23 protein-coding genes and 1 pseudogene are annotated in these 25,661 nt (G+C 41.4%); 2 read left to right on the plus strand and 22 right to left on the minus strand.

Translation table 11 applies throughout. The features are described 5' to 3' along the window. Positions 1–9: 9 nt before the first annotated feature. Genes deoD through M0R79_RS04840 form a run of 3 tightly spaced genes read right to left on the minus strand, consistent with a single transcriptional unit; the run spans position 10 to position 1,611 of the window. Positions 10–741: a purine-nucleoside phosphorylase gene (gene deoD, locus M0R79_RS04830; protein WP_248416136.1), complete on the minus strand. Its 732-nt coding sequence runs from the start codon at positions 739–741 to the stop codon at positions 10–12. A gap of 9 nt (positions 742–750) precedes the next feature. Beyond that, entirely contained in the window at positions 751–969 is a 219-nt protein-coding gene (locus tag M0R79_RS04835; protein WP_248416135.1) for a YozE family protein, read from the minus strand. 18 nt (positions 970–987) lie between these two features. Next, a complete protein-coding gene (locus M0R79_RS04840) occupies positions 988–1,611 on the minus strand; it encodes a hypothetical protein (protein ID WP_248416134.1) in 624 nt (207 codons plus the stop codon). A gap of 261 nt (positions 1,612–1,872) precedes the next feature. Here M0R79_RS04840 and trhA point away from each other — a divergent pair, with 261 nt between their 5' ends. Then, on the plus strand, positions 1,873–2,520 hold the full coding sequence (gene trhA / locus M0R79_RS04845; protein ID WP_092569790.1) for a PAQR family membrane homeostasis protein TrhA: 648 nt from the start codon (positions 1,873–1,875) through the stop codon (positions 2,518–2,520). Between the two features lie 157 nt (positions 2,521–2,677). On the opposite strand, the gene M0R79_RS04850 is transcribed toward trhA, so the two are convergent. The 8 genes from M0R79_RS04850 to M0R79_RS04885 form a co-directional block, all read right to left on the minus strand. Beyond that, entirely contained in the window at positions 2,678–2,944 is a 267-nt protein-coding gene (locus M0R79_RS04850) for an ATP-binding cassette domain-containing protein (RefSeq protein WP_248416133.1), read from the minus strand. Between the two features lie 188 nt (positions 2,945–3,132). Next, positions 3,133–4,227, minus strand: a complete 1,095-nt coding sequence (locus tag M0R79_RS04855) for an IS30 family transposase (protein ID WP_248416132.1) — start codon at positions 4,225–4,227, stop codon at positions 3,133–3,135. A gap of 289 nt (positions 4,228–4,516) precedes the next feature. Next, the gene (gene proC / locus M0R79_RS04860; RefSeq protein ID WP_248416131.1) at positions 4,517–5,338 is read right to left on the minus strand and encodes a pyrroline-5-carboxylate reductase; all 822 of its coding nucleotides are present in this window, start codon (positions 5,336–5,338) and stop codon (positions 4,517–4,519) included. Next, on the minus strand, positions 5,319–5,822 hold the full coding sequence (locus M0R79_RS04865) for a dihydrofolate reductase (RefSeq protein ID WP_092569786.1): 504 nt from the start codon (positions 5,820–5,822) through the stop codon (positions 5,319–5,321). The genes proC and M0R79_RS04865 overlap by 20 nt, the downstream gene beginning before the upstream one ends. Before the next feature lie 18 nt (positions 5,823–5,840). After that, positions 5,841–6,785, minus strand: a complete 945-nt coding sequence (locus M0R79_RS04870; protein WP_248417189.1) for a thymidylate synthase — start codon at positions 6,783–6,785, stop codon at positions 5,841–5,843. An 8-nt stretch (positions 6,786–6,793) separates the two neighbouring features. After that, positions 6,794–8,683 carry an ABC-F family ATP-binding cassette domain-containing protein gene (locus M0R79_RS04875; protein ID WP_248416130.1) on the minus strand — a complete coding sequence of 630 codons (1,890 nt, stop codon included), beginning with the start codon at positions 8,681–8,683 and terminating at the stop codon, positions 6,794–6,796. Then, positions 8,680–9,360, minus strand: coding sequence for a uracil-DNA glycosylase (locus M0R79_RS04880; protein ID WP_248416129.1), 681 nt, complete (start codon positions 9,358–9,360; stop codon positions 8,680–8,682). Before M0R79_RS04880 ends, M0R79_RS04875 begins: the two co-directional genes overlap by 4 nt. 59 nt (positions 9,361–9,419) lie before the next feature. Further along, positions 9,420–9,584 carry an LPXTG cell wall anchor domain-containing protein gene (locus M0R79_RS04885; protein WP_159428802.1) on the minus strand — a complete coding sequence of 55 codons (165 nt, stop codon included), beginning with the start codon at positions 9,582–9,584 and terminating at the stop codon, positions 9,420–9,422. 597 nt (positions 9,585–10,181) lie between these two features. Between M0R79_RS04885 and M0R79_RS04890 the strand changes: the two are divergent. Next, positions 10,182–11,277: pseudogene (locus M0R79_RS04890) on the plus strand (IS30 family transposase). Positions 11,278–11,536: 259 nt separating this feature from the next. Here the strand turns inward: M0R79_RS04890 and lepA are convergent. The 11 genes from lepA to infB form a co-directional block, all read right to left on the minus strand. Further along, a complete protein-coding gene (gene lepA / locus M0R79_RS04895; RefSeq protein ID WP_248416127.1) occupies positions 11,537–13,360 on the minus strand; it encodes a translation elongation factor 4 in 1,824 nt (607 codons plus the stop codon). A 260-nt stretch (positions 13,361–13,620) separates the two neighbouring features. Next, positions 13,621–14,562: a DDE-type integrase/transposase/recombinase gene (locus M0R79_RS04900; RefSeq protein ID WP_248415963.1), complete on the minus strand. Its 942-nt coding sequence runs from the start codon at positions 14,560–14,562 to the stop codon at positions 13,621–13,623. A 455-nt stretch (positions 14,563–15,017) separates the two neighbouring features. After that, positions 15,018–16,175, minus strand: a complete 1,158-nt coding sequence (dnaJ, locus tag M0R79_RS04905) for a molecular chaperone DnaJ (protein ID WP_248416126.1) — start codon at positions 16,173–16,175, stop codon at positions 15,018–15,020. A 73-nt stretch (positions 16,176–16,248) separates the two neighbouring features. Continuing rightward, positions 16,249–18,084 (minus strand): molecular chaperone DnaK, encoded by a 1,836-nt coding sequence (gene dnaK / locus M0R79_RS04910; protein ID WP_248416125.1) that lies wholly within the window; start codon positions 18,082–18,084, stop codon positions 16,249–16,251. 23 nt (positions 18,085–18,107) lie between these two features. Then, positions 18,108–18,773: a nucleotide exchange factor GrpE gene (grpE, locus tag M0R79_RS04915; RefSeq protein WP_248416124.1), complete on the minus strand. Its 666-nt coding sequence runs from the start codon at positions 18,771–18,773 to the stop codon at positions 18,108–18,110. A gap of 16 nt (positions 18,774–18,789) precedes the next feature. Then, complete coding sequence (hrcA, locus tag M0R79_RS04920; RefSeq protein ID WP_248416123.1) at positions 18,790–19,803, minus strand: heat-inducible transcriptional repressor HrcA; 1,014 nt, start codon at positions 19,801–19,803, stop codon at positions 18,790–18,792. A gap of 130 nt (positions 19,804–19,933) precedes the next feature. Further along, positions 19,934–20,791 carry a YitT family protein gene (locus M0R79_RS04925; protein WP_092569766.1) on the minus strand — a complete coding sequence of 286 codons (858 nt, stop codon included), beginning with the start codon at positions 20,789–20,791 and terminating at the stop codon, positions 19,934–19,936. A gap of 10 nt (positions 20,792–20,801) precedes the next feature. Next, entirely contained in the window at positions 20,802–21,746 is a 945-nt protein-coding gene (gene ribF / locus M0R79_RS04930) for a riboflavin biosynthesis protein RibF (protein WP_092569764.1), read from the minus strand. A gap of 13 nt (positions 21,747–21,759) precedes the next feature. Next, complete coding sequence (gene truB, locus M0R79_RS04935) at positions 21,760–22,671, minus strand: tRNA pseudouridine(55) synthase TruB (protein WP_248416122.1); 912 nt, start codon at positions 22,669–22,671, stop codon at positions 21,760–21,762. 345 nt (positions 22,672–23,016) lie between these two features. Then, positions 23,017–23,373 carry a 30S ribosome-binding factor RbfA gene (gene rbfA / locus M0R79_RS04940; protein ID WP_248416121.1) on the minus strand — a complete coding sequence of 119 codons (357 nt, stop codon included), beginning with the start codon at positions 23,371–23,373 and terminating at the stop codon, positions 23,017–23,019. Positions 23,374–23,393: 20 nt separating this feature from the next. Beyond that, a complete protein-coding gene (infB, locus tag M0R79_RS04945; RefSeq protein ID WP_248416120.1) occupies positions 23,394–25,649 on the minus strand; it encodes a translation initiation factor IF-2 in 2,256 nt (751 codons plus the stop codon). Positions 25,650–25,661: the final 12 nt, after the last annotated feature.

The following is a 25,661-nucleotide window of genomic DNA, read 5'->3' on the forward strand; positions in this document are numbered from 1 at the left end:
TATCACTCCTTAATTTGATGCCGAATCAGCCAATTGGACAACAGTCTCTAAAGCGATTTCCATCATCTGGGTAAAGGTAGTCTGCCGTTCTAAGGCCGTCGTTTCTTCCCCCGTCAAGATGTGATCTGAAATGGTGCATAGAGCCAAAGCTCGACGCTGATGTTTGGCCGCGGTTAGATATAGACCTGCCGCTTCCATTTCTACGGCTAACATGCCATAATTGGCTAGTTTACCTTTATTTAATTCTTCATTATAGAATCGATCACTTGAGAATAAGTTGCCCACATGTAGCTGTTCCTTGGCTATTTTCTGTTGGGCAATATGAAAAGCGGTATCCAAGACATCAAACGAAGCAATCGCAGAATAATGCGCTTGTCCTGCGAATGTATGTTGAAGCACGCTTGAATCCGTGCTGGCCCCCTGGCCAAAGACTAGGTCACGGACCTTAACTTGTTCTTGAAGCGCCCCTGCCGAACCAATCCGAATAATCGTATCAACCTGATAATCATGATATAGCTCTTCAGCATAGATCATCGCTGAAGGAATGCCCATGCCGGATCCTTGAACTGACACTGGCACCCCTTGATACTTGCCAGTATAGCCAAACATATTACGCACGGTATTGTATTGATGAACATCATCTAGGTAATTCTCAGCAATATATTTCGCTCTTAGTGGGTCTCCTGGAAACAGAACATATCTTGCAATTTCTTTTTGCTTTGCTGCAATATGGATACTCATATAATCCTCCTAATTCTCTGCTTGATAATTTAGCCAGGCATCATCGAAAGCTAACATCAGCCGGCTATAAGTAGGTGTGTGTTCGAGATAAGTTGATATTTGATCAAAATCATCGGCTTGTTTAGGGAACGCTTGATCCTCATGAATCGCATTGGCTAAGCGACTTTGGGGATCATTGGCCGTGGGATCATAGAAACGCTGAATATATTGATAAAAACTTGGTCTCATATTAGCCTCCTGATAGAATTATAATACATCATCAACATTAAAGATATATAGAAGAATAATCTGGCCGGCTTCCGGCTTGATTTCCTGAACCATGACCTGTTGATGGTCTGGAATTTGTAATAATTGAGCTAAATCAATCACAATCAGCGCTTGGTCAGCCAAAGGCTCGAAGGCAGCTGGTAATTGCAATTGGTTCTTAATATTCTGATAGGCTTGATTTAGTGGTAAAGGGAAAGAACCTAATTTAATCGATTGCAGTTGAATCGCTAATTGTTGATTGTAGATAGTAAAAACCCCAGTAAACTTCGCCGTCATTGATTGACCTTGGAAATTAAGCGGAATTTCGCCTTGAACCAAGCCATCTTGCCATTTCAAAGTTAAGTCAATCTGATTCTTCTCAATGGTTGATTGGATAAAGTGATTAATTGTTTCTTCAGGAAGTTCAAGCTTAACTTGGTCAGAGGTGGTTGCTGTAGTTTGTTCCTGACTATCTGATTGCACCAATAGCGGTTGCTCCCAAGTTTGATTGAGTGCATAATATATCACCAGCCCAATCGTTAACAAACCAATAAACATGAGTATTCCACGGATCGAACGACCGATCCATGAAGTTTCTGGCCTTGATTGATTTCGCAGTCCCATCGATTTCCTCCTCAGTATTCCTATTGAAATATTATAGCATGAAATCATTATAAATAAGCTGATCTTGCATTTACACTACCTTATAGAGGATCATATTGTCAATGATTTTAATTGATGAGCTTGGTTCATCCGGAATAAGATTATTAAATCTTTTCGGAAATTGATGCGATAAGATGATAAAAATAGATTTCCGGTTTCTTCATAACTTTCCGTGAAATTTAAGCAGATCTGAGTTAGAATATAAACAAATGAGGTGAGTATATGAAATATCGTTTCGGTCTGAGTAAACGACAAGAAATTACGATCGAGGTTCTTAATGCAGTGACCCACGGCATCCCCTGTATTTTAAGTGGGCTAGCCCTATTCTACTTAATTCATAAAGGCTTAGCTGCTTCTCATAAATGGGCGCTAACCGCCTACATGGTCTATGGCATATCCCTAATTTGTCTTTTTCTAAATTCTACCCTCTATCATAGTTTCTCATTCAGCAAACTTCGCCCCCTCTTACAAAAGTTTGACCACGCTTCAATCTATTTATTAATTGCTGGGACATTTACACCTTACCTTACCTTGGCCCTGTCAGCTCCATATAATTGGATTGCTACCTTGATAATTTGGTCATTAGCAGTGATTGGTATTGTCTTTGAAGTCGGATGGACCAATCGCTTCCCCAAATTATCGACGGCACTGTACTTATTGATGGGTTGGTTAGGCGCCTTATTAATCTATCCGCTCTGGCAAACCATTCCCAGACCCGGACTCTATTTATTAGCCTTAGGTGGTTTAATTTACTCGCTGGGAACTTACTTCTATGCGATGAAACACAATAAATGGATGCATATAATCTGGCACTTATTTGTAAACTTAGCAGCCTTGATGATGTTCTTAAGCATCTACTATTACGTCTAAATAAATTTATGATTGGCTTAAGTCTCATCAAACTATGACCATGACTGATTCAGCTAAGCCAAATATATTAAAAAGCGACTAAACAGCAGTTCATTGATTTGCTGAGTAGTCGCTTTTTAACACCATAAAATTTATGAATTAGTTGTAAATATATAATCTACAAAGAATAAATATTATCAAACTCTTCGATTAAATTTTCATTTAAATGATGGGTAATCATAATGATAGTCTTATTCTCAAAATTTAATATATTATTTTCAATTTTAAAAGCAGTCTGTTTGTCCAAACTACTCGTTCCTTCATCAATTAGCAGAATTTCTGGGTCATTAACTAATGCCCGAGCAATTCCTATTCTTTGGGCTTGGCCACCAGATAAATTCTCACCATTGATTCCTAATATTTCATCATCCTTTATAAAATTCAACTGACATATTTGTTTTATTTTATTATTGTAAATTTCAAGTATAAGTTAGCCACCTCGGGTAACTAGCTATGTAACATTAATCCTCTCTGCCAGTGACGGCTTGACAATGAGCTGAGGCATGGTAGTTTGGTTCACTAATGGGTCATTGACCGCCTTACCAAGAAAACCATGCCGAAGGAGGCTCGTTGTCAAGCGGGCACGTGTGCGCGAGCTTGTCTTTCTTTATAGAAACAGCGTATGAAAACCTCATAAGGGGTCTCATAGTCCAAAACCTTGCGCGAATAATGGTTCATCCATTGTTGGATGCGGCGACAATCGGCTTCAGTCACGTCTTTCATCGAGGTTTCTTTGGGCAGAAATCGGCGAATCAACCCGTGTTGATTTTCACTGGTTCCTCGTTCCCAAGAGGCGTAAGGATGGGCAAAATAAACGGCCACGTCGTCAGCCAGTGTTTGACTCAACCCCGCAAATTCTAAGCCGTTATCCGCCGTAATACTCTTAAAGAGTAACGGAAAGTGGTCGCTTGCGCGTGCTCGTAAGCTTCTGAGGGCGGCGTCCACCGCTTGAGCCGTCTTGTTCTCAATCTTTAGAATGACTTCAAAACGACTCAGCCTTTCTACTAAGGTTAACAAGACGGGTTCATCTCTGCCTTTCTTGCCAATGACCGTATCAATTTCCCAATGACCAAAAGTTTGACGGGTGTTAATTTCTTCAGGGCGTTCGTCGATGGACATCCCTAGGACTTTCTTATGGGGTCGAGTCTTCGGCGCGCTGACTTTGGAATGTCGTTTCAACTTTTCAACTAAATCAATATTTCGGGTCTGCATAATCTGGCAATCAATCCAATGATAGAGGGTCGTCGTACAAGGAATCAGACGCGGATCAATGTCGAGGACCTGCTTGGCGCGATGCACTACCACATCGGGTGACCACTTATCTTCTAACATCCGTTGATCGGCCCAATCGATAAAGACACTCGAATAGGCCCAAAGGGGTTTACGTCCACAATGTTGACGCTGATGTTCATAATCTTCTTGGCCGACTTCCGCGATATACTTGGAATATTGATAGGTATAAACCTTCCCATGTTGCTTTTGTTGACGGACTTGTTCCACCGAACCCCGTTTGATTTCGTTATGAATTGTTTGGGGCGCCCGTCCCAGTATTCGCGCAATGGCTCGGTTAGAATAGCCTTGTTTTTTCAACAATTCAATTTGGCCCCGTTCTTTGAACGATAAGTGTTTTGATTTGCGGTCAGATGTGGTAAAGTGAGTTTGCGTCATGTAAATTCATCCTTCTTATATTTTTGTGTCGTGACTTAAATATAACATGAATTTACATGGCTTTTTTTATTTTTTAGCGGTGGCTAAGTTGATTATAAAATCCGCCATTCAAATTAATTTACTAATCTTTTATTTTTGCGAACTGCAGATTTATTAACCCAATAAATACAATTAACAAACCGACTTAAGAATAGTTAATTTTTTATTACCAAGCCGGTATTTTTTCTAATTATTCAATTGTCTGCTTGTAGATCGCTCAAGAACTTATTTCCTGGTCTTAGATTGATTATCAGTCACGCGCTTTAAGATAGGTTGCTTGAATTGCTTCAATGATCGCCGAGCGGAAACCGCGTTCTTCCAGTTGACAAAGTCCTTCAATCGTAGTCCCACCAGGACTCGTTACTTGATCTTTTAGTAGTGCGGGGTGTTGCTGACTTTCTAAGACCATGCTCGCTGCACCTTTAACAGTCTGGCTAGCCATCTTAATCGCATCTTGGCGGGCTAAGCCATGACGAACCCCGGCATCAGCCATCGCTTCGATAAGTTGGTAGATAAAGGCAGGCCCAGACCCAGCAACTGCGCTACTAATCGCAAACAAATCTTCTTCAATCTTGGCTACCTGGCCCGTGCTAGTTAATAAATCAATCAATACTGCTTGAGAATCTTCTTGGACCCTTTCATTAAAACAAATGGTCAGATACCCCTGGCCAATTTCAATGGGAGTGTTGGGCATAATTCGAGCCCAAGCAAGTTCAGACGAACTGAATTCGGCCAAAGTTTCCAAATTCAGGCCGACGGCCATCGAAATCCAAAGGTGACCAGATAAATCCAAATCTAAGGACATCAGTTGTTCGAATAATGAGGGAAAGTCTTTAGGCTTCACGCCAACAAAAATATAATCCGATTGATTGATAAATTCAGCCAGTTGATTAAGTTGAAAAGCGGAAGCCTGAATTTCTTGACTGAGTCTTTCAACTTTGGGCCAGGAACGATTATATAGGTTGATGCTTAGACTAGGATAGGCGCGGCGAAATATCCGCGCGAAAGCTGCCCCCATGTTGCCGACTCCTAGAATACCAATACTAAGATCCTTACTCAGATGCTGGTTCACGACGTTGCCACCATTCAAATTGGTGTTTATAAGGATTCTTCTCATCCACTTCACCAACAATAACCTTACTTAACCGCCATTCTTTCCGGTCTAATTCTGGCATGAAGGTATCCGCCGAGAATTTATCCTCGATCAGGGTACGAATGATTTGATCCGTATGTTCCCAGACCATCTTAAATACTTCTGCGCCGCCAATGACCATAATTTCTTGGTCTTTGCCTAATTCCAGAATTTCATCGATACTATGAACGACCGTCAACCCTTCAATATCCTTGCCGTATTCTTGATCGCGGGTCACTACCACCGATTGACGGCCAGGAAGCAAACGTTGATTTAACGAGTCGAAGGTTTTTCTACCCATTAGAATTGGATGACCCATGGTTACTTCTTTAAAGAATTTAACATCTTTAGGTAATGTCCAAGGCAAGTGATTCTCATAACCAATCGCTCCATTCAAATCTTGTGCATATACTAAGGTAAGCATTTTATCATCCTTTCATATTTATACCGCAATCGGCGCTTTAATGGTTGGATGTGGCTGATAATTATGTAGCTGAATATCTTTCATCTCCAACTGATCTAAAGGCCGGTTTGAGGTAATTTCTAGTTGCGGCAAAGGTTTAGGTTGTCTTTGTAAGAGGGTCTTGGCTTGGTCCAGGTGATTCAAGTAAAGATGTGCATCACCAAGGGTATGGACAAATTCGCCGACTTCTAAGCCAGTTTCTCGAGCAATCAAGTGGGTTAATAAGGCATAAGAGGCTATATTAAAAGGCACCCCAAGAAAGATATCTGCCGAACGTTGATAGAGTTGACAGGATAATTTCTGATCCTGTACATAGAATTGAAAGAGAGTGTGACAAGGTGGCAAGGCCATATCCGGAACATCTTCTGGATTCCACGCCGACACAATCAAGCGTCGTGAATCTGGATGGTTACGAATGTTCTCGATGACTTGGCTAATCTGGTCAATAGTCTGGCCATCGCGTTTCTGCCAGGACCGCCATTGGCGTCCATAGACCCGGCCCAGATCACCATACTTCTCAGCAAATTCCTGATCTGCCAGAACCTTCTGTTGAAATTTGCTCATTTCCTCTTGGTAGACTTTCTTAAATTCAGGGTCTTGCTCAGCTCTTATACCGAAATCGGTCATATCGGGACCATGATAATCCTCACTGGCTACATATTTCTCGAAAGCCCATTCATCCCAAATATGGTTCTGATGTTCTAATAAATAACGAATATTAGAATCCCCTCTTAAGAACCATAAGAGTTCACTCTTTACTAGAGAGAATGGCACTCGTTTTGTCGTTAATAATGGGAAGCCTTGGTTCAGATCGAAACGCATCTGATAGCCAAATAAACTTAGAGTCCCTACGCCCGTTCGATCATCTTTGCGATAACCTTCGTTTAATACTTTCTCTACTAAATCAAGATAGGCTTGCATGATCCTCCTCCTTACACTTTGTCACTTAAATAATCATAGCGTTCATACAAATGTAGAAGCATTTCATTAGCCTGATCCAATTCTTGCTGCCAGTCTAATAATTTATCTAAATCGCTTCCATGTGCATTCATTTTATCTTCTAAGCTTTGGATAAGCAAGTCATAACGTTCGATCTCCTCTTCGATGCTTGCCCATTCTTTCTTCTCCAAATAAGTCAATCCGGACTTACTTTTACCCTCTTTAATCGTTTGATCTTTGGCTGGGCCAGTCGGTTCTTCTTTAAGTTGATTAGATTTAGTAGCCAACCGACTGGCATGATAATCACTATAATTGCCATAAGCTAATTGATAGCTTCCTGAACCTTGCAGGCATAACACCTGATTGACAATTTTGTCTAAGAAGTAGCGATCATGGGAGACAATAATCACTACGCCGGCAAAATCGCTGAGATAGTCCTCTAGAACTGTCAAAGTATCAATATCTAAATCATTCGTCGGCTCGTCCAATAACAAGACATTGGGTTCCTGAATCAATAGACTTAATAAATAGAGTCGACGCCGTTCACCCCCAGAAAGTTGGCCAATTAAGGAGCCATGAGTCTCGCGTGGGAAATTGAATCGTTCTAACATGGAAGAGGCACTAACCATACTCCCATCAGGTCGTTTGAAGTGATCGGCGACCCGGCTCAAATAAGTCAAAATTCGCTGGTCGGCGGGTAAATCTTCATCCATTTGTCGATAATAAGCCAAACGGACTGTCTGGCCCATCTCAATCCGCCCATGGTCTACGGGTAGAAATCCGGCCAAGGCATTTAAGAAGCTAGTCTTACCGATTCCATTGGGCCCAATAATTCCCAAACAATCTCCCTTGATAAAAGTTTTGGTGAAATGATTAATCACCGGCTTAGCTGCGACACTTATCGAAACATCCTCCATTTCAATAATTTGCTTGCCAATCCTTTGTTGGTCAAATTCAAAAGCTATACCAGCTTGGTCTTGAGGACGGTCTTTGATGTCTTGAGCGAGGTCTTGGAATCGATCGATCCGAGCCTGTTGTTTAGTCGTTCTGGCCCTTGCCCCCGTGCGCATCCAAGCCAATTCTTGTTGATAGAGTTTGTTCTGTTTCTCATATAACTTATGTTGAATTTCTTGTTGTTCAGTACGTTTAGTTAAATAATCTTGATAGGTCCCACTGTATTCTCTAAAATGGCCATGCCTTAATTCAACAATTTTATTAACCACCCGGTCTAAGAAATAGCGATCATGGGTGACTAAGAGCAAGGCTCCCTTATAATCCGCCAGATATTTCTCCAGCCATTCAATCGCCGGAATATCCAGATGGTTCGTCGGTTCATCTAAAATTAACAAATCAGGTTCACTAATGAGGACTTGAGCCAAGCCGACCCGTTTAAATTCGCCTCCAGACAAGCCTTGGAGCTTACGATTCAACTGAGTCAATCCTAATTGATTGAGGATAGTCTTCGCTCGTACATCAACATCCCAGGCATTCTGCAAGGTCATCTGATCCGATAAAGCATTGAATTGCTTAAATAAGGCAAGGTTCTCCGGATCTGCTTGTAAGGCTTCTACAGCTTCTTGATAAGCTAAATTCAATTGAATTAAGGGATGATCACTTTGGTAGACCGCCTGCAAAATGGTCTGATCTGGATTAAATTGAGGATTTTGAGCTAGATAAGCAATGGTATATTTATTAGGCTGACTAATCTCTCCCTGATCATAATTATCTTGGCCTGCTAGTACTTTAAGGAAAGAGCTCTTACCGGTTCCGTTAGGACCAATTAAGCCGACCCGGTCGCCATCACGAATAGCGAAATCCACCCCACTAAGTAAATTCTTAATACCATACGATTTATGTAAGTTCTCAACAACCAGTTCTTTCATACTGACTCCTTCTGATTTAAGTGACCTTGATGAATACATAACCAATCTATCGGGCTGATTCCCTGGGCTGCTAAGAAATGATTCGCCCGACTAAAAGGACGCGAGCCAAAAAAACCCCGATAAGCTGATAAGGGACTTGGGTGTGGGCTTTGAATAATACAATGATGATTAGGAATTAAAGGGATAATGCTTTGGGCCTGCTTGCCCCACAGAATAAAGACCAAGGGCCGTTCCTGATTAACTAACAAGCGTATGACTGCATCAGTAAAGCTCTGCCAACCGATCTGTGAGTGAGAATTCGCCTGCCCGGCTCGCACTGTCAACACCCGGTTAAGCAATAAGACCCCTTGTTGAGCCCAACAGGTCAAATCACCATCGGCGACCAACTCATGCCCTAAATCATCACTCAATTCTTTGTATATATTGCGTAAAGAAGGTGGCAGGTCGATTCCTGAATTGACAGAGAAGGCTAAACCATTGGCTTGATGTGTCCCATGATAAGGGTCTTGACCTAGAATGACTACCTTAACTTGTTCTAATGGTGTCAACATTAAAGCCCGACTAATTTCGGCCCGTGGCGGATAAACCTCTTCGAGTTCATATTCATCATCCAAGGAAGCCTTCAAACGTTGATAATCCTCACTATTAAAATAGTCAGCTAATGCATCTTTCCACATGTTCTTCCACCCCTTCAAAAAAAGACTAAGTCCAGGGACCTAGTCTGAATTCAGCTTAATTATTTCTTTTTGCGTCCAGAAACAAACAAAGCAATTGCAGCAATGACAATTACCACGCCGACGATAATCATCACTAGATTATTCCCTTCACCCGTGGCCGGTAATAATAGATTTGCCATGGCCATCAACTGTTGAAAGTAAGCTAACAACAAATGTGCACCCATACTCATCCTCATTTCTTTAATTAGTTGGCTTGCAAGCAAGCATGCTTCTTTTAATACATTAATATTACCATAAACTTTTTTAGGTCATTTGTCCATCGTTTTCCCCGAAAAAATAGCTCAAATCGATTAAATATCGGCGCTTCATTCAAGTTAACATCTTCGGCACAAATCGCCTACTCAGCAAAACATTGGTAGAAAAAGACGAAAGATAGTATACTGATGTTATAGAGTAAAGGTTCACTATTGTCGAGACAAAGGAGATTGATTATGAAAAAACAACTTAAACGTAAAATCTTTAATATCGTTGGCTTATTTATCTTGGGACTCATCTGGGAGAAATTCTTCGATGACGATAAGAAAAAAGCCTAGAGCCTCAACCCGTTAACCTTTTAAAAGACGGATTTTCTTGGGAGCAGTTCTTTCATTGGAACGCTACTGTAAGAAAATCCGTCTTTTTATTTTATCAGTTTATTTATTAAGTGATAATGAATGGCGGATTTTATAATCAACTTAGCCACCGCTAAAAAATAAAAAAAGCCATGTAAATTCATGTTATATTTAAGTCACGACACAAAAATATAAGAAGGATGAATTTACATGACGCAAACTCACTTTACCACATCTGACCGCAAATCAAAACACTTATCGTTCAAAGAACGGGGCCAAATTGAATTGTTGAAAAAAACAAGGCTATTCTAACCGAGCCATTGCGCGAATACTGGGACGGGCGCCCCAAACAATTCATAACGAAATCAAACGGGGTTCGGTGGAACAAGTCCGTCAACAAAAGCAACATGGGAAGGTTTATACCTATCAATATTCCAAGTATATCGCGGAAGTCGGCCAAGAAGATTATGAACATCAGCGTCAACATTGTGGACGTAAACCCCTTTGGGCCTATTCGAGTGTCTTTATCGATTGGGCCGATCAACGGATGTTAGAAGATAAGTGGTCACCCGATGTGGTAGTGCATCGCGCCAAGCAGGTCCTCGACATTGATCCGCGTCTGATTCCTTGTACGACGACCCTCTATCATTGGATTGATTGCCAGATTATGCAGACCCGAAATATTGATTTAGTTGAAAAGTTGAAACGACATTCCAAAGTCAGCGCGCCGAAGACTCGACCCCATAAGAAAGTCCTAGGGATGTCCATCGACGAACGCCCTGAAGAAATTAACACCCGTCAAACTTTTGGTCATTGGGAAATTGATACGGTCATTGGCAAGAAAGGCAGAGATGAACCCGTCTTGTTAACCTTAGTAGAAAGGCTGAGTCGTTTTGAAGTCATTCTAAAGATTGAGAACAAGACGGCTCAAGCGGTGGACGCCGCCCTCAGAAGCTTACGAGCACGCGCAAGCGACCACTTTCCGTTACTCTTTAAGAGTATTACGGCGGATAACGGCTTAGAATTTGCGGGGTTGAGTCAAACACTGGCTGACGACGTGGCCGTTTATTTTGCCCATCCTTACGCCTCTTGGGAACGAGGAACCAGTGAAAATCAACACGGGTTGATTCGCCGATTTCTGCCCAAAGAAACCTCGATGAAAGACGTGACTGAAGCCGATTGTCGCCGCATCCAACAATGGATGAACCATTATTCGCGCAAGGTTTTGGACTATGAGACCCCTTATGAGGTTTTCATACGCTGTTTCTATAAAGAAAGACAAGCTCGCGCACACGTGCCCGCTTGACAACGAGCCTCCTTCGGCATGGTTTTCTTGGTAAGGCGGTCAATGACCCATTAGTGAACCAAACTACCATGCCTCAGCTCATTGTCAAGCCGTCACTGGCAGAGAGGATTAATGTTACATAGCTAGTTACCCGAGGTGGCTAACTTATACTTGAAATTTACAAGTGATAATGAATTCAAATTTATCAGCAAACAGACAATAAGCTGGGTAAATAATAAGATGAGTGACTCAACGACACTACCATTTTAATCATCTTCGTCTATTCTTCATCCATTTGCAGCACTGCCATAAAGGCTTCTTGAGGAATCTCAACCGAGCCAACTGCTTTCATCCGTTTTTTACCGGCTTTTTGTTTCTCTAGTAATTTCTTACGCCGTGAGACGTCGCCCCCATATAATTTGGCGGTGACGTCCTTGCGATATGCTTTGATTGTTGTCCGAGCAATAATCTTATGGCCAATGGCCGCTTGAATCGGCACCTCAAACATTTGACGGGGGATAATTTCTTTCAATTTATCAGCTAAGACTTTGCCCCGATTATAAGCGAAATCTTTATGAACAATGGTAGAGAAAGCATCGATAATTTCGCCATTGAGCAAGATATCCAGTTTAACTAATTTAGAAGTCTGATAACCGGTGATGTGGTAGTCTAAGGAAGCATATCCTTTAGTATTGGATTTAAGCCGATCGAAGAAGTCAAAGATAATTTCAGCCATCGGCATCGAATATACCACGTTGACCCGATATTCATCTAAATAATCTAAGGTCTTGAAATCTCCCCGTTTGCGTTCGCAGAGTTCCATTACCGCGCCAACAAAGTCATTGGGAACCATAATCGTTGCTTCAACATAAGGCTCGTAGATGGCTTCAATTAAGGTTGGATCGGGCATTTCTGAAGGGTTATCAACGATAATCTCAGTGCCATCGGTTTGCATCACTTTATAAATAACAGATGGCGCCGTAACAATTAAATCTAGATCGAATTCACGTTCTAGTCGTTCTTGAATGACATCCATATGCAATAGGCCTAAGAAGCCGGTACGGAAGCCAAAGCCTAAAGCCTGAGAAGTCTCGGCTTCAAATTCTAGCGAGGCATCATTCAGTTGTAATTTCTCCAGAGATTCACGTAAATCGTTATAATCTGAAGAATCCACCGGGTATAGACCCGCATACACCATTGGATTCAATTTACGATAACCTGGTAAACTTTCTGCAGCTGGATGATTAGCTAAGGTAATCGTATCCCCTACCCGAGTATCCTGAATGGTCTTAATTGCGGCGGTAAGATAACCCACATCCCCCACCATTAAGGCCTCGCGTTGAATGGGCTTCGGTGAGAAGATACCTACTTCAACGACTTCAAAAGTCTTGCCATTAGACATTAACTGAATGGTATCCCCCGGCTTAACCATTCCATTCAATACACGAATATTTAGGACGACGCCCCGATAAGCGTCATAGGCTGAGTCAAAGATTAAGGCTTGCAGAGGAGCTTCAATATCCCCTTGAGGCGCAGGAACTTTCTCCACAATTTGTTCCAGAATTTCTTCAATCCCGATTCCCGCTTTAGCTGAGGCATAAACGGCTTCAGAAGCATCAATACCGATGATGTCTTCAATTTCCATTTGTACTTTCTCAGGATCCGCCGCCGGTAAGTCAATTTTATTAATGACTGGGAGAATCTCTAAATCATTATCCAAGGCTAGGTAAACATTGGCCAAGGTTTGAGCTTCAATCCCTTGGGCCGCATCGACGACTAGAATAGCGCCTTCGCAAGCAGCCAAGGACCGTGAAACTTCATAGGTAAAATCGACGTGCCCGGGTGTATCAATCAAGTGAAAAATATATTCCTGACCGTCTTTGGCTTGGTAGGTCAATTCGACGGCATTCAATTTAATGGTAATTCCACGTTCTCGTTCCAAGTCCATCGAATCTAACAGTTGATTCTGCATGTCCCGTTCGGCGACTGTCTGCGTCTGTTGAAGAATTCGATCCGCTAAAGTGGATTTCCCATGGTCAATATGGGCAATAATTGAGAAATTTCTTATTTTATCTTGTCTTTGTTTTAATTTTTCGATGTCCATATTTTTAGCCAACTTTCTTATCATACGATTGCTTGTCGCAATATCTCACTCTTAACTATAGCAAAATATTGAAAAAAATCCTAGTTTATTCTATAAAGATTCTAGTCGATCTTCTAGAGTTGTCAAACATATGTTACAAATATAGAAAACTTCTGATGCTGGCCGAGCCTATCATTCAATCATCTTTTTCCTGGGGACGGTCAAGGAGGAAAGCACCGCGATCCTTGACCGTCCCCAGGAAAAAGATAAACTGGTTAAGGCTAGGACATCGTCGTCTCAAAATATTCTTTAACCACTTCATTCGGGCTTTTAAAGTTTAATTGTTTGCGATGAACGTTATTCCCGCGGTTTATGTAACGTTGATGGGCCGCGATCAACTGGGCTTCTGAATCAAATACACGACCATAAATGCGTTCACTATCTTCTCGATGACTCCGTTCTACAATGCCATTTTGCCATGGAGAGTAAGGTCGGGTGCGTTGATAACGAATCCCTTTCATGGCTAGCACTTCTTCAAATACACTGAGCTGTTGGGTATCATGCATTGAGTTTGTAAATTCTGACCCATTATCGGTTTGAATGGTGTCGATCTTAAAACCAAATTTGTCTTCTAAATCAATGAGAAAGGTCGCCGTATGCGTCACACTTTTTTCGTCAACAATTTTACAGACTCGTTTTCGACTGTATTCGTCGATGGCTGTGATTTGATAATAACGTTTCCCATGGCTATCCCAACGAATACACTGTTGAGGAACATATTTGATATCGATTTGGACCTTTTCACCCGGATATGTGACGAGATGAGGACGCCAGTTTGTTTTCGGATAGGTCTTTTTGACCGGTTTCTCGTTGCGATTCCAACCTCTTAGGCGCACTTGCTTACACATCGAGTCATAGCTTCGGGTGTATCCTTGACGACGGCATTGAACGTATACCTCGGCAAGTCCTTCATGACCATACCGTTGATATTTTTGTTGAATGATTTCAAGTTCTTTAGGACGATGCTGATTCGGATGGGAATGGGGTCGGCGACTCTTTAATCGTAAACTATCCCAACTGCCATCGTAGCGATCCCGCCAACGTTTCACATTCTGGCGGCTCGTATGATATCGTCTAGCGGCCGCTGCATTGTTATTATATTTTATCGCATATTCGACAACTTTTTTCCGATAGCGCATTTCTTCTGTTATAATGAGTTTCATAGGAAGCTCCTTTCACTGTTCTGCTCAAACATAGTGTATCAGAAGCTTCCTATTTTTTTATGTTTTTTTGTCACATATGTATTATCGTCTAACAATTCTATAAAGATTCTAGTCGATCTTCTAGACTTGTCAAAAATATGTTACAAATATGGAAACTTTTGTTAGTGACTGGGCTTGCTTTTTCTCCTCTTCTTCCTAGAACTAATCGAAAACAAAAAATCATGATGATGCCTCACTTCAGAGACCATCGCTGAAAAGATGGATTAATATCTTGCATGGTTTATCGCAAGGATTCCTCAGCAGGGCCAGAAGACAGGAATGAATAGAGGCTCCTAAGTCACAGGACAGTACCCTGATTTCACAGAAATAATTCATCATAGATAAAAAGACTACGACAGACGGATCTTGCCGTCATCGTAGTCAGTAGTTAACGATCTCAGTTAAAGATGGCCAAATTATTCCGAATCAAACATATCCTTCATCCGACCAAAGAAAGAATGATCATCTTTCTTGATCTCCTTGCCCGATTCTTTGGCTAGGGCTTCAAACAATTCACGTTCGCGTTTATTTAATTGTTTAGGAGTGACGATGGTCACTTCAACGTGTTGGTCACCCGTTCGCGTCCCACGTATATTGCTAGCACCCTTGCCTCTTAAACGGAAACTGGTTCCCGTTTGGGTTCCAGCCGGAATCTTAAGTTTAACGGCACCATGAACGGTTGGAACTTTCACTTCATCGCCTAAGGCAGCTTGAACGAACGAGATGGGTAGACTATAGTAAATTTCGGTTCCTTCACGGACAAATTCTTTGCTCGGTTCAACCACAAAGACGACATATAAATCACCATAAGGTCCACCATTCTTACCCGTTTCACCTTGACCACTTAAGCGAAGTTGTTGACCGTCTTCCACCCCTGCGGGAACGGATACTTTAACCGAATGTTCTTTACTTTCAATCCCTGAACCATGACAGGTTTCACATTTTTCTTTGATCTCTTTACCTGTGCCTTGGCAGACTGGACAGACGGTTTGAGTCATAACCCGACCAAATGGTGTATTCTGTTCCACTTGAACCGCTCCACTACCATGACAGCGAGAACAGGTGACGGGTGAAGTCCCTTCTTTAGCCCCGGTACCATGACAAGTATGGCACTCTTCTTGACGATGATACTTAATCGTCTTCTCGGTACCAAAGATAGCATCTTCAAAACTGATATTTAAGCGATATTGTAAATCGGCTCCCTTGCTCGGCGCATTGGCCCGCTGTCTGCTACGTCCACCACCGCCAAAGAAAGAGTCGAAGATATCTTCGAAGCCAGTAAATTGACTGGATCCTGTATTAAAGCCACCGAAACCTCCAAAGCCTCCAAAACCAGCTCCAAAGTTAGGATCTGTCGAAGCATGTCCATATTGATCATAGGCTGCTCTTTTTTGGTCATCACTCAGGACTTCATAGGCTTCTGCAATTTCCTTGAATTTCTCCTCAGCGCCAGCTTCTTTATTAATATCAGGATGGTATTTTTTTGATAATTTACGATAGGCTTTCTTTATCTCACTATCTGAGGCGTCACGGGAGACACCTAAGACATCATAATAATCTCTTTTATCAGCCATTCGTTTCCCTCCTTTTATTTAAGATAGCCAAGGGATCCCCCTTGGCTATTTAAAATCGATCTTCTAAGAAAGATTACTCTTCATCGTCAACTTCTTCAAATTCAGCATCGACCACATTGTCATCTGAACTTGATTCAGTTTGATCGCTATTAGCTTGCGCATCTTGGGTTGCTTGAGCAGCTTGTTCATATAATTTAACGGATAAGTTTTGTACGACTTCAGTTAAAGCATCACGTTTAGATTTGATTTCTTCTAAATCATTGGCATCAATCGCTGCTTGTAATTCATCACGGGCAGCTTCAGCTTTCTTAACTTCTTCTTCAGATACTTTATCCTTAAGTTCTTCTAAAGTCTTATTGGTAGTGAAGATTAATTGATCAGCTTCGTTGCGAAGATCAGCTTCTTCACGACGTTTCTTATCAGATTCTGCATTGGCTTCAGCATCTTTAATCATACGATCGATTTCTTCATCGGTCAGACCTGAAGAAGATTTAATGGTAATCGATTGTTCTTTTTGAGTGCCTAAGTCTTTAGCAGAGACATTCACAATACCATTCTTATCGATATCAAAGGTCACTTCGATTTGTGGAATACCACGTGGAGCTGCCGGAATATCAGTTAATTGGAAACGACCCAAAGTCTTGTTATCGGCCGCCATTTCACGTTCCCCTTGTAGCACGTGAACATCTACAGCGGGTTGATTGTCGGCAGCGGTCGAGAACACTTGTGATTTTGAGGTTGGGATGGTGGTGTTACGATCAATCAGTTTAGTGAAGACCCCACCCATTGTTTCGATACCTAATGACAATGGTGTAACGTCTAGAAGAACGATATCTTTGACATCCCCAGAAATAACGCCACCTTGAATGGCAGCTCCCATAGCCACAACTTCATCTGGGTTTACTGATTTATTAGGTTCTTTACCTGTTTCTTTACGAACGGCTTCGACCACTGCTGGAATACGGGTAGATCCGCCGACCAAAATGACTTGGTCTAAATCAGAAGCAGATAGACCTGCATCTTTCAAGGCTTGACGCACTGGTTTCTTTGTTCTTTCAACAAGTTCATCAGTCAGTTCATCAAATTTCGCCCGGGTTAAGCTCGTTTCTAAATGCAATGGACCGTCAGCAGAAGCAGTAATGAATGGTAAGCTAATTTGAGTGCTCGTTACCCCGGATAAATCTTTTTTAGCTTTTTCGGCAGCATCTTTCAAACGTTGCATTGCCATTTTATCTTTGGATAAGTCGATGCCTTGAGCTTTCTTGAAGTCTTCGACGAGATAGTCAATAATTTTGTTATCGAAGTCATCCCCACCTAATTGGTTATCACCAGAGGTAGATAATACATCGAAGACACCTTCACCGAGTTCTAGGATAGACACGTCAAAGGTACCCCCACCAAGGTCGAATACCAAGATTTTTTCGTCTTCTTCAGTCTTATCTAGACCGTAAGCTAAAGCAGCGGCTGTCGGTTCGTTGACAATCCGTTCAACTTCTAAACCGGCGATTTTACCAGCATCTTTCGTTGCTTGACGTTGAGCATCATTGAAATAGGCTGGTACGGTGATAACAGCCTTAGTAACTTTCTCACCTAAATAATCTTCGGCATATCCTTTAAGATATTGTAGAATCATGGCTGAGATTTCTTGCGGTGTATAGTCTTTACCACCCATGGATACTTTGTAAGAACCTTCACCCATATGACGTTTAATAGATGAAACAGTATCTGGATTAGTTACTGCTTGGCGCTTAGCTACTTCACCGACTTGAACTTCATCATTCTTGAAAGCAACCACAGATGGAGTTGTACGATTACCTTCTGGGTTTGGAATAATTTTAGCTTCGCCGCCTTCTAAGACTGAAACGGCAGAGTTAGTAGTACCTAAGTCAATTCCGATAATTTTAGACATAATATCTATCTCCTTTTTCTTAATTATTTATCTTCTGAATTGGAAGTTTCTTCTGCAACAATGACCATGGCTGGTCGAAGAATACGATCATCTAATTGATAACCTTTTTGTAATACTTGCATCACGGTGTTGGCTGGATACTGGTTGCCTCCAGGCATCACACTGATAGCTTGATGTAGGTTTGGATCAAACTCTTGTCCTAGAGGATCAACTACAGTGATTTTCTCCTGGTTAAAGGCTGCAATGAATTGCTTGTGCACCATCTCCACGCCTTGCTTAAGTGCTTGAGCATCTTCTGATGTCGTCTCCGTCGCCAAAGCTCGTTCCAAATTATCCAGAACTTCTAACAGATTGCTGGCTAAGTTTTGTGACCGATATTTAGCCGCTAGAGAACGCTCACGTGCATTTCTTTTCTGAATGTTATTGATCTCGGCTTGCAAGCGCAAGGTTCGATCTTCTAACTCCTCATTCTTTGCTTGTAATTGCTCAATTAAATCAGGCTCTTTCTCAGTTGCTTCCATCTGTGAATCTACTGATTCAGTGGCCTTAGCCTCTGTCTCTTGAGTCAAATCTTCTTCTGTCATCCTTGACTCAGTATCTTGACTTTGATTGTCCTTAGTTTCTTGCTGAGTTGAATCTATATTTTCAACTTCTTCTTCATGTTGCTTATGTGCTTCATGTTCACTCATAGTCACCCTCCTCAAATTAATTCATAAATTTAGCTGTCATTTGTTGCATAATCGAGATGACCCGATCATAATGCATCGTTGACGGTCCCACTAAACCTATACAGATCCGCTGGTGACCATAGTTAAATTTGACATATACAATAGAAATATTGGCTAAAGTTTGAGGTGCAAATTCAAAACCAAATAACACATTGACGCCATTTTTGCCTTGTTCAATCAAATCGTATAATTCTTTAGAACCATCGATGAGTTGAAACAAATGTTTCATCGCTGAAACACTCAATTGAGTCTCCATTAAATCAAATAGATTTAACTTGCCAATCACTTTATATTGGTGGGTCTTCAATTGCCTTAAAGTCTGTTCCACTAGATCCGAAACATCAATCTGATAACCGATTAAGCGTTGAATTTGTAATGGAATTGAAAGCTTCAAACGCTGATAAGCTTCTTCTAATAAAGAACCTTTCAGCTCCTCATTGATCAATTGATTCACCTTATCAATCTCTTCTAGAGATAATGCCATCGGTAGATCAATAATTTGATGATCTAGCCGACCTGAATCGACGACCAACATTGCAATCACTCGATTACCGGCAATCGGTACGAGTTTCAATTCTTCAAAATAATGACGTTCATTATTCTGCCTTAAGATAAAACCACTGTATCCAGAATGTTCCACCAGCATTTCAAGCACCAATTGACCAAGCTGACTGGGATCATAATAATCCTCGGCCATTAACCGTTCAACAGCCAACAAATCTTCGTGTTTAAAAGTCGGTGCATCCTGGGTATACATAAGACCTTGGACGTAATAACGATAGCCTTCATTCGAAGGAATCCGGCCACTAGAACTATGGGCTTTATTCAGAAAGCCTTCCTGTTCTAGTGCCACCATATCATTACGAATTGTCGCGGGACTGACTGTTAAATAGGATTCTTTTAACAGGGTCTTAGAACCAATCGGTTCCTCAAAGCGACTATAAAGTTCAATAATGAGCTGTAACACTTCCTTTTGTCTTTGGGTTAACATGTATTCACCTCTTGGTTAGCACTCGAATTATTAAAGTGCTAACTGTCATTATAATAACCCTTTCCCATAAGATTGTCAAGGCAAAACCTTGCTTTTTAGTAAAAAAATTAGCACTCTGCATAACAAAGTGCTAATCCTCTAATTGGTCTTCAGTTCCTGAATAAAATGAGAAGCCTTCCCCGAGTACTTGCTGAACGTCGGTAATCGTCACAAAGGCGCGAGGATCGATATCATAGATAATTTTTTGGGTAGGGAGAATCTGAAATCGATTAACTACAATATATAGACTGTTACGCTGTTTCTTAGAATAATAGCCGTAGCCATTCAAGATAGTCACGCCTCGATTGATTTCTTCGGTAATCTTCTTGGCAATTTCTTCATGGTGGTCTGAAATAATCAAGAAAGCGCGCTTCGGATTCGATCCTTCCAGTAAGAAATTCATAATCTTACTAGTAGTATAAAGAGCGATTACCGTGAGAACTCCTTTTTCTAAGCCAATAGCATAGGTTAAAGGAATGACAATCATACAATCGATCATCAAGAGAGCAATCGGAATACTAATGCCTACATATTTATTCATAATCATGGCAATAATGTCAGACCCTGCAGTCGTACCACGACCATAAATAACTAAACTGATACCCACTCCAATTAGGAAACCTGAAGCAACGGAAGCTAATAGGGTATTTGAAGGAATAAATAAAGGTAAATGAATATAATGCAAGAAGAAAGACAAAGCAAAGATGGAAAGAAAGGTGTAATAAATCGTAATTCGATCCAAGTATTTCCAGCCAATAAAGATGACCAGACTATTAATGATAATATTGGAGAGGGCCGGTTTAATGCCAAGCGTATAATAGAATAATAAGGTCAGACCAGTAACGCCCCCCTCACCCAATTCATTGGGAATGTTAATCGAATTTAAGGCAATCGCAAAAATTAAAGACCCTAATAAAACTAGAAAAATTGACCGTAAGGTTTGTTTCATGTTAAGCCTCCTAATCACAAGACTTAAAAAAATTCATCGCTTGAATCTTATCTTGTTCTAATTGTTGCACAAGTTCATCTGCAGAATTAAATTTAATCTCACCACGTAAATAACGATGCCAGCGAATCTTAACGCTGCGACCATAAATATCCTCATCAAAATCAAAAATATTAATCTCACAGCGCAAACCACGCTTACCTGCAAAGCTAATATTATAACCAATAGAAGCCATCCCCTGATACCAACGCTGGTTATAATAAAATTCGACGACATAAATTCCTAAACCTGGTAAGAGTTCTTGAGAAGAGGTCTCAATATTTGCTGTCGGATACCCCATCTTACGACCACGTTTATCCCCATGAATCACAATACCTGAAGTCTGGTAAGCATAACCTAATTCATGATTAGCCAGTTCAATTTGCCCGTCACTTAATAATTCCTTGATTGATGAAGAACCAATCTTATGTTGGTGCATCACTTGTTCTTCAACTTTGATAATCTCAAAACGACCCCGACTATGGTCAATCAGTGTATCCATATTGGCAATTTCTTTCGGACCATAAGTATAATCAAATCCAGCCACCACGACTCGGCTATGAAGTCCGACGATATAGTTGTCAACAAATTCTTGCGGTTTTTGATGGCCAAAATTGTGATCATAGCGCACGATATAGAGAATATCTACCCCTAGGTCTTCCATTAACTCAATTTTACGTTTGAGTGTAGACAAATAAGTGACCGAATAAGGTGAAATCCCCGTGTAAATAATCTTCGGATGCTGATCAAAGGTCATGACGGCTAAAGGAATCTGTTCTTGTCGGGCCCGAATTCTAGCTTGCTCGATGACCGTCTGATGACCCAAATGCACCCCGTCAAAAAAACCCAAAGCCATTACTAAGGGTTGGGAGAAGATTTGCGCCGAATCATAGGGATGGCTTAAATAAATTACTTGCATAGTCACACTCTTTCTATCGAAACATTTTTCGTGGTTTAATCCATCCTGGTCGTTGAGGATGGCCATAATACATTGCTACTAGGCGGTCTTGGTAGATTAAACAACAGGGTTGATCAATCAAAGAACCAAAATAGTCAGCCGGTAAGACACTACCGTGTTTCACTAATTCATAATCATGTTCACTAATCGTCAGTTGAGGGAACTCAGTCAAAGCTGTTTCAATCGGTTGGATATATTCTTCAATTCGCCCCTCTCGGTAGACTTGTTCAATTTCAGCTAAAGTTAATGCTTGTTGGTCATGATAGCCTGAACTCGCTAAGCGCTCCAAGGCCGACATATGAGCTGGATAACCGAGCGCGCGACCAATATCAACCGCCAAGGTACGGACAAAAGTTCCCTTACTGCACTCAACGGCAAATTTCCAGGAACAGGATTGGCTGGCCGCATCATACTTAATTGGACTCAATCGATTGAGTTGATATATCTCAATCTGGCGTTGCGGTCGTTCCACTTTCATACCTTGACGTGCATATTCATATAACTTGCGTCCGTTCACTTTAACTGCCGAATAATAAGGAGGGGTTTGGGTTATCTTCCCTTTAAATGTCGCCATAACTGAATCAACCAGCGACTCATCAAGTGCTTGCAAGACAGGTTTTCTTTCAACGAGCTCGCCAGTTTGATCTTCCGTCTCGGTTGACCAACCTAGCGTCACTTCCCCTTGATAAATTTTGTGACCAGACATCAGAAATTCAACCAGCTTCGTCGCTTGACCTAAACAGACTACTAGGACCCCTTCAACTTCCGGATCTAGAGTACCTGTATGGCCGATTTTTTTCATTTTTAGAATTTTTCTTAATTTAAAGATGACATCATGACTGGTCATACCGGCTTCTTTCCAGACGACTAATATTCCATCTAACATCTCATCACCTCTGTCCATGGGATTATTATATCAAAGTTCATCTAGAGCCTCTATTAAAATTAAAAGATATTGGAATATTTGCTTAAAAAATAATGAATTCAGCTGAAATTCTTTAATCTAACTCAGCCTGATCGGCAACATTCGACGATTTTATTAGCAGCTTAACGATTAATAAGCTAGCCACTTTATGCTAATCAGTATTAAGCCAAAGTCTACATATATATAGAAGTAAAAAATCCTCAGCTCAACCAACTTCATCATACAGCAAAAAGACCAAGTATTCGCTGTCTAATTAGAACAGCAAACACTTGGTCGATCATTGATAAGCTAGTGAGCTTAGCCCGATTAATCCTGGTCTTCTTGATGCAATTTATCTAGCAACTGATCAATGCGTTGACCATAGTCAATTGAGCTGTCACGGACAAATTTAATTTCAGGCGCCTTATAGAGTTTAATTCGTTTGGCAATTTCTTTGCGGACTAAACCAGTGGCGGCATCTAAACCAGTTTGGGTCTTTTGTCTTTCGCCAGCCTTGTCGGACAAAGTAGAGAAATATACGGTCGCTTCAGATAAATCGCCCGTTAAATCGACATCGGTAATCGTCACCCCTTCTACTCGGGGATCCTTGACCACGCGCATTAATATGTCGCTAATTTCTTTGAGAATTTCTTGTCTTACTCGTCCCACCCGATAGTTTGTCATGGTGACATCCTCCTTTGTATTTATTTACGTTCGATTTCAACCATATGATAGGCTTCAATCACATCATCGACTTTAATATCATTAAAGCTTTCTAACATAATACCACATTCGAAGCCTTTCTTCACTTCACGTGCATCATCTTGGAATCGTTTAAGGCTTGCAATTTCGCCGTCATGAATCACAATATTGTCACGAATCAAACGGACTTGGCTATTACGTTGAATGTAACCCTCGGTCACAAAAGCTCCGGCAATGGTTCCAACCTTAGATACGACGAAGGTTTCACGGACTTGAGCCTGACCTTGAATTTCCTCTTCAAATTCTGGATCGAGTAAACCTTTCATCGCGGATTCGATTTCTTCAATCGCTTGATAAATCACCCGGTACAAGCGAATATCGACTTCTTGGCTTTCAGCTTGTGAACGCGCTTGAGCGGTTGGTCGAACATTGAAACCAACGATAATCGCTTCAGAAGCCACAGCTAATGATACGTCTGATTCATTGATAGCACCGACGGCACTATGGACAATGGATACATTGACCCCTTCAACTTGAATTTTTTGCAGGGAAGCGGCCAAAGCTTCTACAGACCCTTGAACATCCGCCTTGATAATAATATTCACCGTCTTAAGTTCGCCCTCTTGTAAGCTTTGGAAGAGATTATCTAAGGTCACTTTTTGGTTAGCATTGCGTGATTCTTGCAAGGCTTTTTGAGCACGTTCTTCACCGGCTTGACGAGCAGTCTTCTCATCTTCAAAGACAACAAATAAATCTCCGGCTTGTGGCGCATCATTGAGTCCCGTAATTTCAACCGGTGTTGATGGGCCAGCATGTTTAATTCGACGTCCTTGATCATTGACCATGGTTCTTACTCGTCCATACGTATTACCAATTACAATCGGATCCCCAATATTTAAAGTACCATTTTGTACTAAGAGGGTAGCTGTGGGTCCTTGACCCTTGTCTAAACGGGCTTCAATCACAGAACCTACTGCCATTCTTTCTGGATTCGCCTGTAATTCTCGAACCTCAGCCACTAACAGAATCATCTCTAAAAGTTCTTCGATATTCTTATTAAATTTGGCCGAGATTTCAACAAAGATAGTGTCTCCGCCCCATTCTTCAGGAATTAAACCATGTTCGGTTAATTCTTGCTTGACCCGATCAGGATTGGCGGTTGGTTTGTCAATCTTATTGACCGCTACAATAATTGGAACCTCAGCGGCTTTCGCATGGTTAATCGCTTCTACGGTTTGAGGCATGACCCCGTCATCGGCAGCAACGACGATGATAGCAATATCGGTCACATCGGCACCACGCGCCCGCATAGTGGTAAAGGCCTCATGTCCAGGAGTATCTAAGAACGTGATAATTTTACCATCACTATTAATTTGATATGCCCCAATATGTTGAGTAATACCACCCGCTTCTCCTTCAGTCACTCGACTATGGCGCAGTTGATCTAGCAAGGTGGTCTTTCCATGGTCGACATGCCCCATAATCGTAACCACTGCGGGACGTTCTTGAAGTTGATCTGCATTCTCTTCATCTTCTTCGAAGAATTGATCCAAGTCAGTCATATCAATGACCACTTTTTCTTTGGCTTCAACCCCGTATTCTAAGGCAATTAATTCGATGACATCTTTGGATAGGGCTTGGTTTTGATTAGCCATTACCCCAAGCATCATTAATTTCTTAATGATTTCTGTCGCATCTCGGTGGAAGATTTTAGCAATATCTTGGATATTCATGCCTTCACTGTATTCGAATACTTCTGGCAAATCTTTATGCTTACGTTTGGTAATGCCTTTTGAAGGTGTTTCGGCTTGTGGACGACGATGTCCTCGGCGATGGCGGCGGCGACGACGCGGCTCATCTTTAGAATGAGAATCTTGACCACGATGAGTTTGCGATTGGTCCGCTCTTTGTCCCTTCTGGCGGTGATCTTTACGTTGCGAAGAACGTTTTTTCTGACTCGCTTCTTGGGCAGATTCCTTATGTTTTCCGTCTTTTTGGCTTTCTTTTTGGGCCTTTCCTTGTTTAGTCTTGGACGGTCCTTTTTGTTCGGTTTGCTTAGTTTTTTTGTCGGATTTTGGGCTAGCCTTTACGCTAGGTCCTGAACTTTTCAATGCCTTTAGTAGAATGTCTTGTTCCTTATCTGTCATTGAAGACATGTGACTACCAAATTCAAGGCCTTTCTTCTTAGCTAATTCAAGAATTTCTTTACTCGAATGGTTATTTTCTTTTGCAAATTCATAGATGCGTTTTGATGTCATGAAATCACCTTC

The sequence above is a fragment of the Ignavigranum ruoffiae genome (assembly GCF_023195815.2).
In the GTDB taxonomy this organism is placed as follows: domain Bacteria; phylum Bacillota; class Bacilli; order Lactobacillales; family Aerococcaceae; genus Ignavigranum; species Ignavigranum ruoffiae.

Excerpts from the sequence above, each read along its gene's own strand:
- deoD (WP_248416136.1), bottom strand. The coding sequence starts at position 741 with ATGAGTATCCATATTGCAGCAAAGCAAAAAGAAATTGCAAGATATGTT.
- M0R79_RS04835 (WP_248416135.1), bottom strand. The coding sequence starts at position 969 with ATGAGACCAAGTTTTTATCAATATATTCAGCGTTTCTATGATCCCACG.
- M0R79_RS04840 (WP_248416134.1), bottom strand. The coding sequence starts at position 1,611 with ATGGGACTGCGAAATCAATCAAGGCCAGAAACTTCATGGATCGGTCGT.
- trhA (WP_092569790.1), top strand. The coding sequence starts at position 1,873 with ATGAAATATCGTTTCGGTCTGAGTAAACGACAAGAAATTACGATCGAG.
- M0R79_RS04855 (WP_248416132.1), bottom strand. The coding sequence starts at position 4,227 with ATGACGCAAACTCACTTTACCACATCTGACCGCAAATCAAAACACTTA.
- M0R79_RS04865 (WP_092569786.1), bottom strand. The coding sequence starts at position 5,822 with ATGCTTACCTTAGTATATGCACAAGATTTGAATGGAGCGATTGGTTAT.
- M0R79_RS04875 (WP_248416130.1), bottom strand. The coding sequence starts at position 8,683 with ATGAAAGAACTGGTTGTTGAGAACTTACATAAATCGTATGGTATTAAG.
- M0R79_RS04880 (WP_248416129.1), bottom strand. The coding sequence starts at position 9,360 with ATGTGGAAAGATGCATTAGCTGACTATTTTAATAGTGAGGATTATCAA.
- M0R79_RS04885 (WP_159428802.1), bottom strand. The coding sequence starts at position 9,584 with ATGGGTGCACATTTGTTGTTAGCTTACTTTCAACAGTTGATGGCCATG.
- lepA (WP_248416127.1), bottom strand. The coding sequence starts at position 13,360 with ATGGACATCGAAAAATTAAAACAAAGACAAGATAAAATAAGAAATTTC.
- M0R79_RS04900 (WP_248415963.1), bottom strand. The coding sequence starts at position 14,562 with ATGAAACTCATTATAACAGAAGAAATGCGCTATCGGAAAAAAGTTGTC.
- dnaJ (WP_248416126.1), bottom strand. The coding sequence starts at position 16,175 with ATGGCTGATAAAAGAGATTATTATGATGTCTTAGGTGTCTCCCGTGAC.
- dnaK (WP_248416125.1), bottom strand. The coding sequence starts at position 18,084 with ATGTCTAAAATTATCGGAATTGACTTAGGTACTACTAACTCTGCCGTT.
- grpE (WP_248416124.1), bottom strand. The coding sequence starts at position 18,773 with ATGAGTGAACATGAAGCACATAAGCAACATGAAGAAGAAGTTGAAAAT.
- hrcA (WP_248416123.1), bottom strand. The coding sequence starts at position 19,803 with ATGTTAACCCAAAGACAAAAGGAAGTGTTACAGCTCATTATTGAACTT.
- M0R79_RS04925 (WP_092569766.1), bottom strand. The coding sequence starts at position 20,791 with ATGAAACAAACCTTACGGTCAATTTTTCTAGTTTTATTAGGGTCTTTA.
- ribF (WP_092569764.1), bottom strand. The coding sequence starts at position 21,746 with ATGCAAGTAATTTATTTAAGCCATCCCTATGATTCGGCGCAAATCTTC.
- truB (WP_248416122.1), bottom strand. The coding sequence starts at position 22,671 with ATGTTAGATGGAATATTAGTCGTCTGGAAAGAAGCCGGTATGACCAGT.
- rbfA (WP_248416121.1), bottom strand. The coding sequence starts at position 23,373 with ATGACAAACTATCGGGTGGGACGAGTAAGACAAGAAATTCTCAAAGAA.
- infB (WP_248416120.1), bottom strand. The coding sequence starts at position 25,649 with ATGACATCAAAACGCATCTATGAATTTGCAAAAGAAAATAACCATTCG.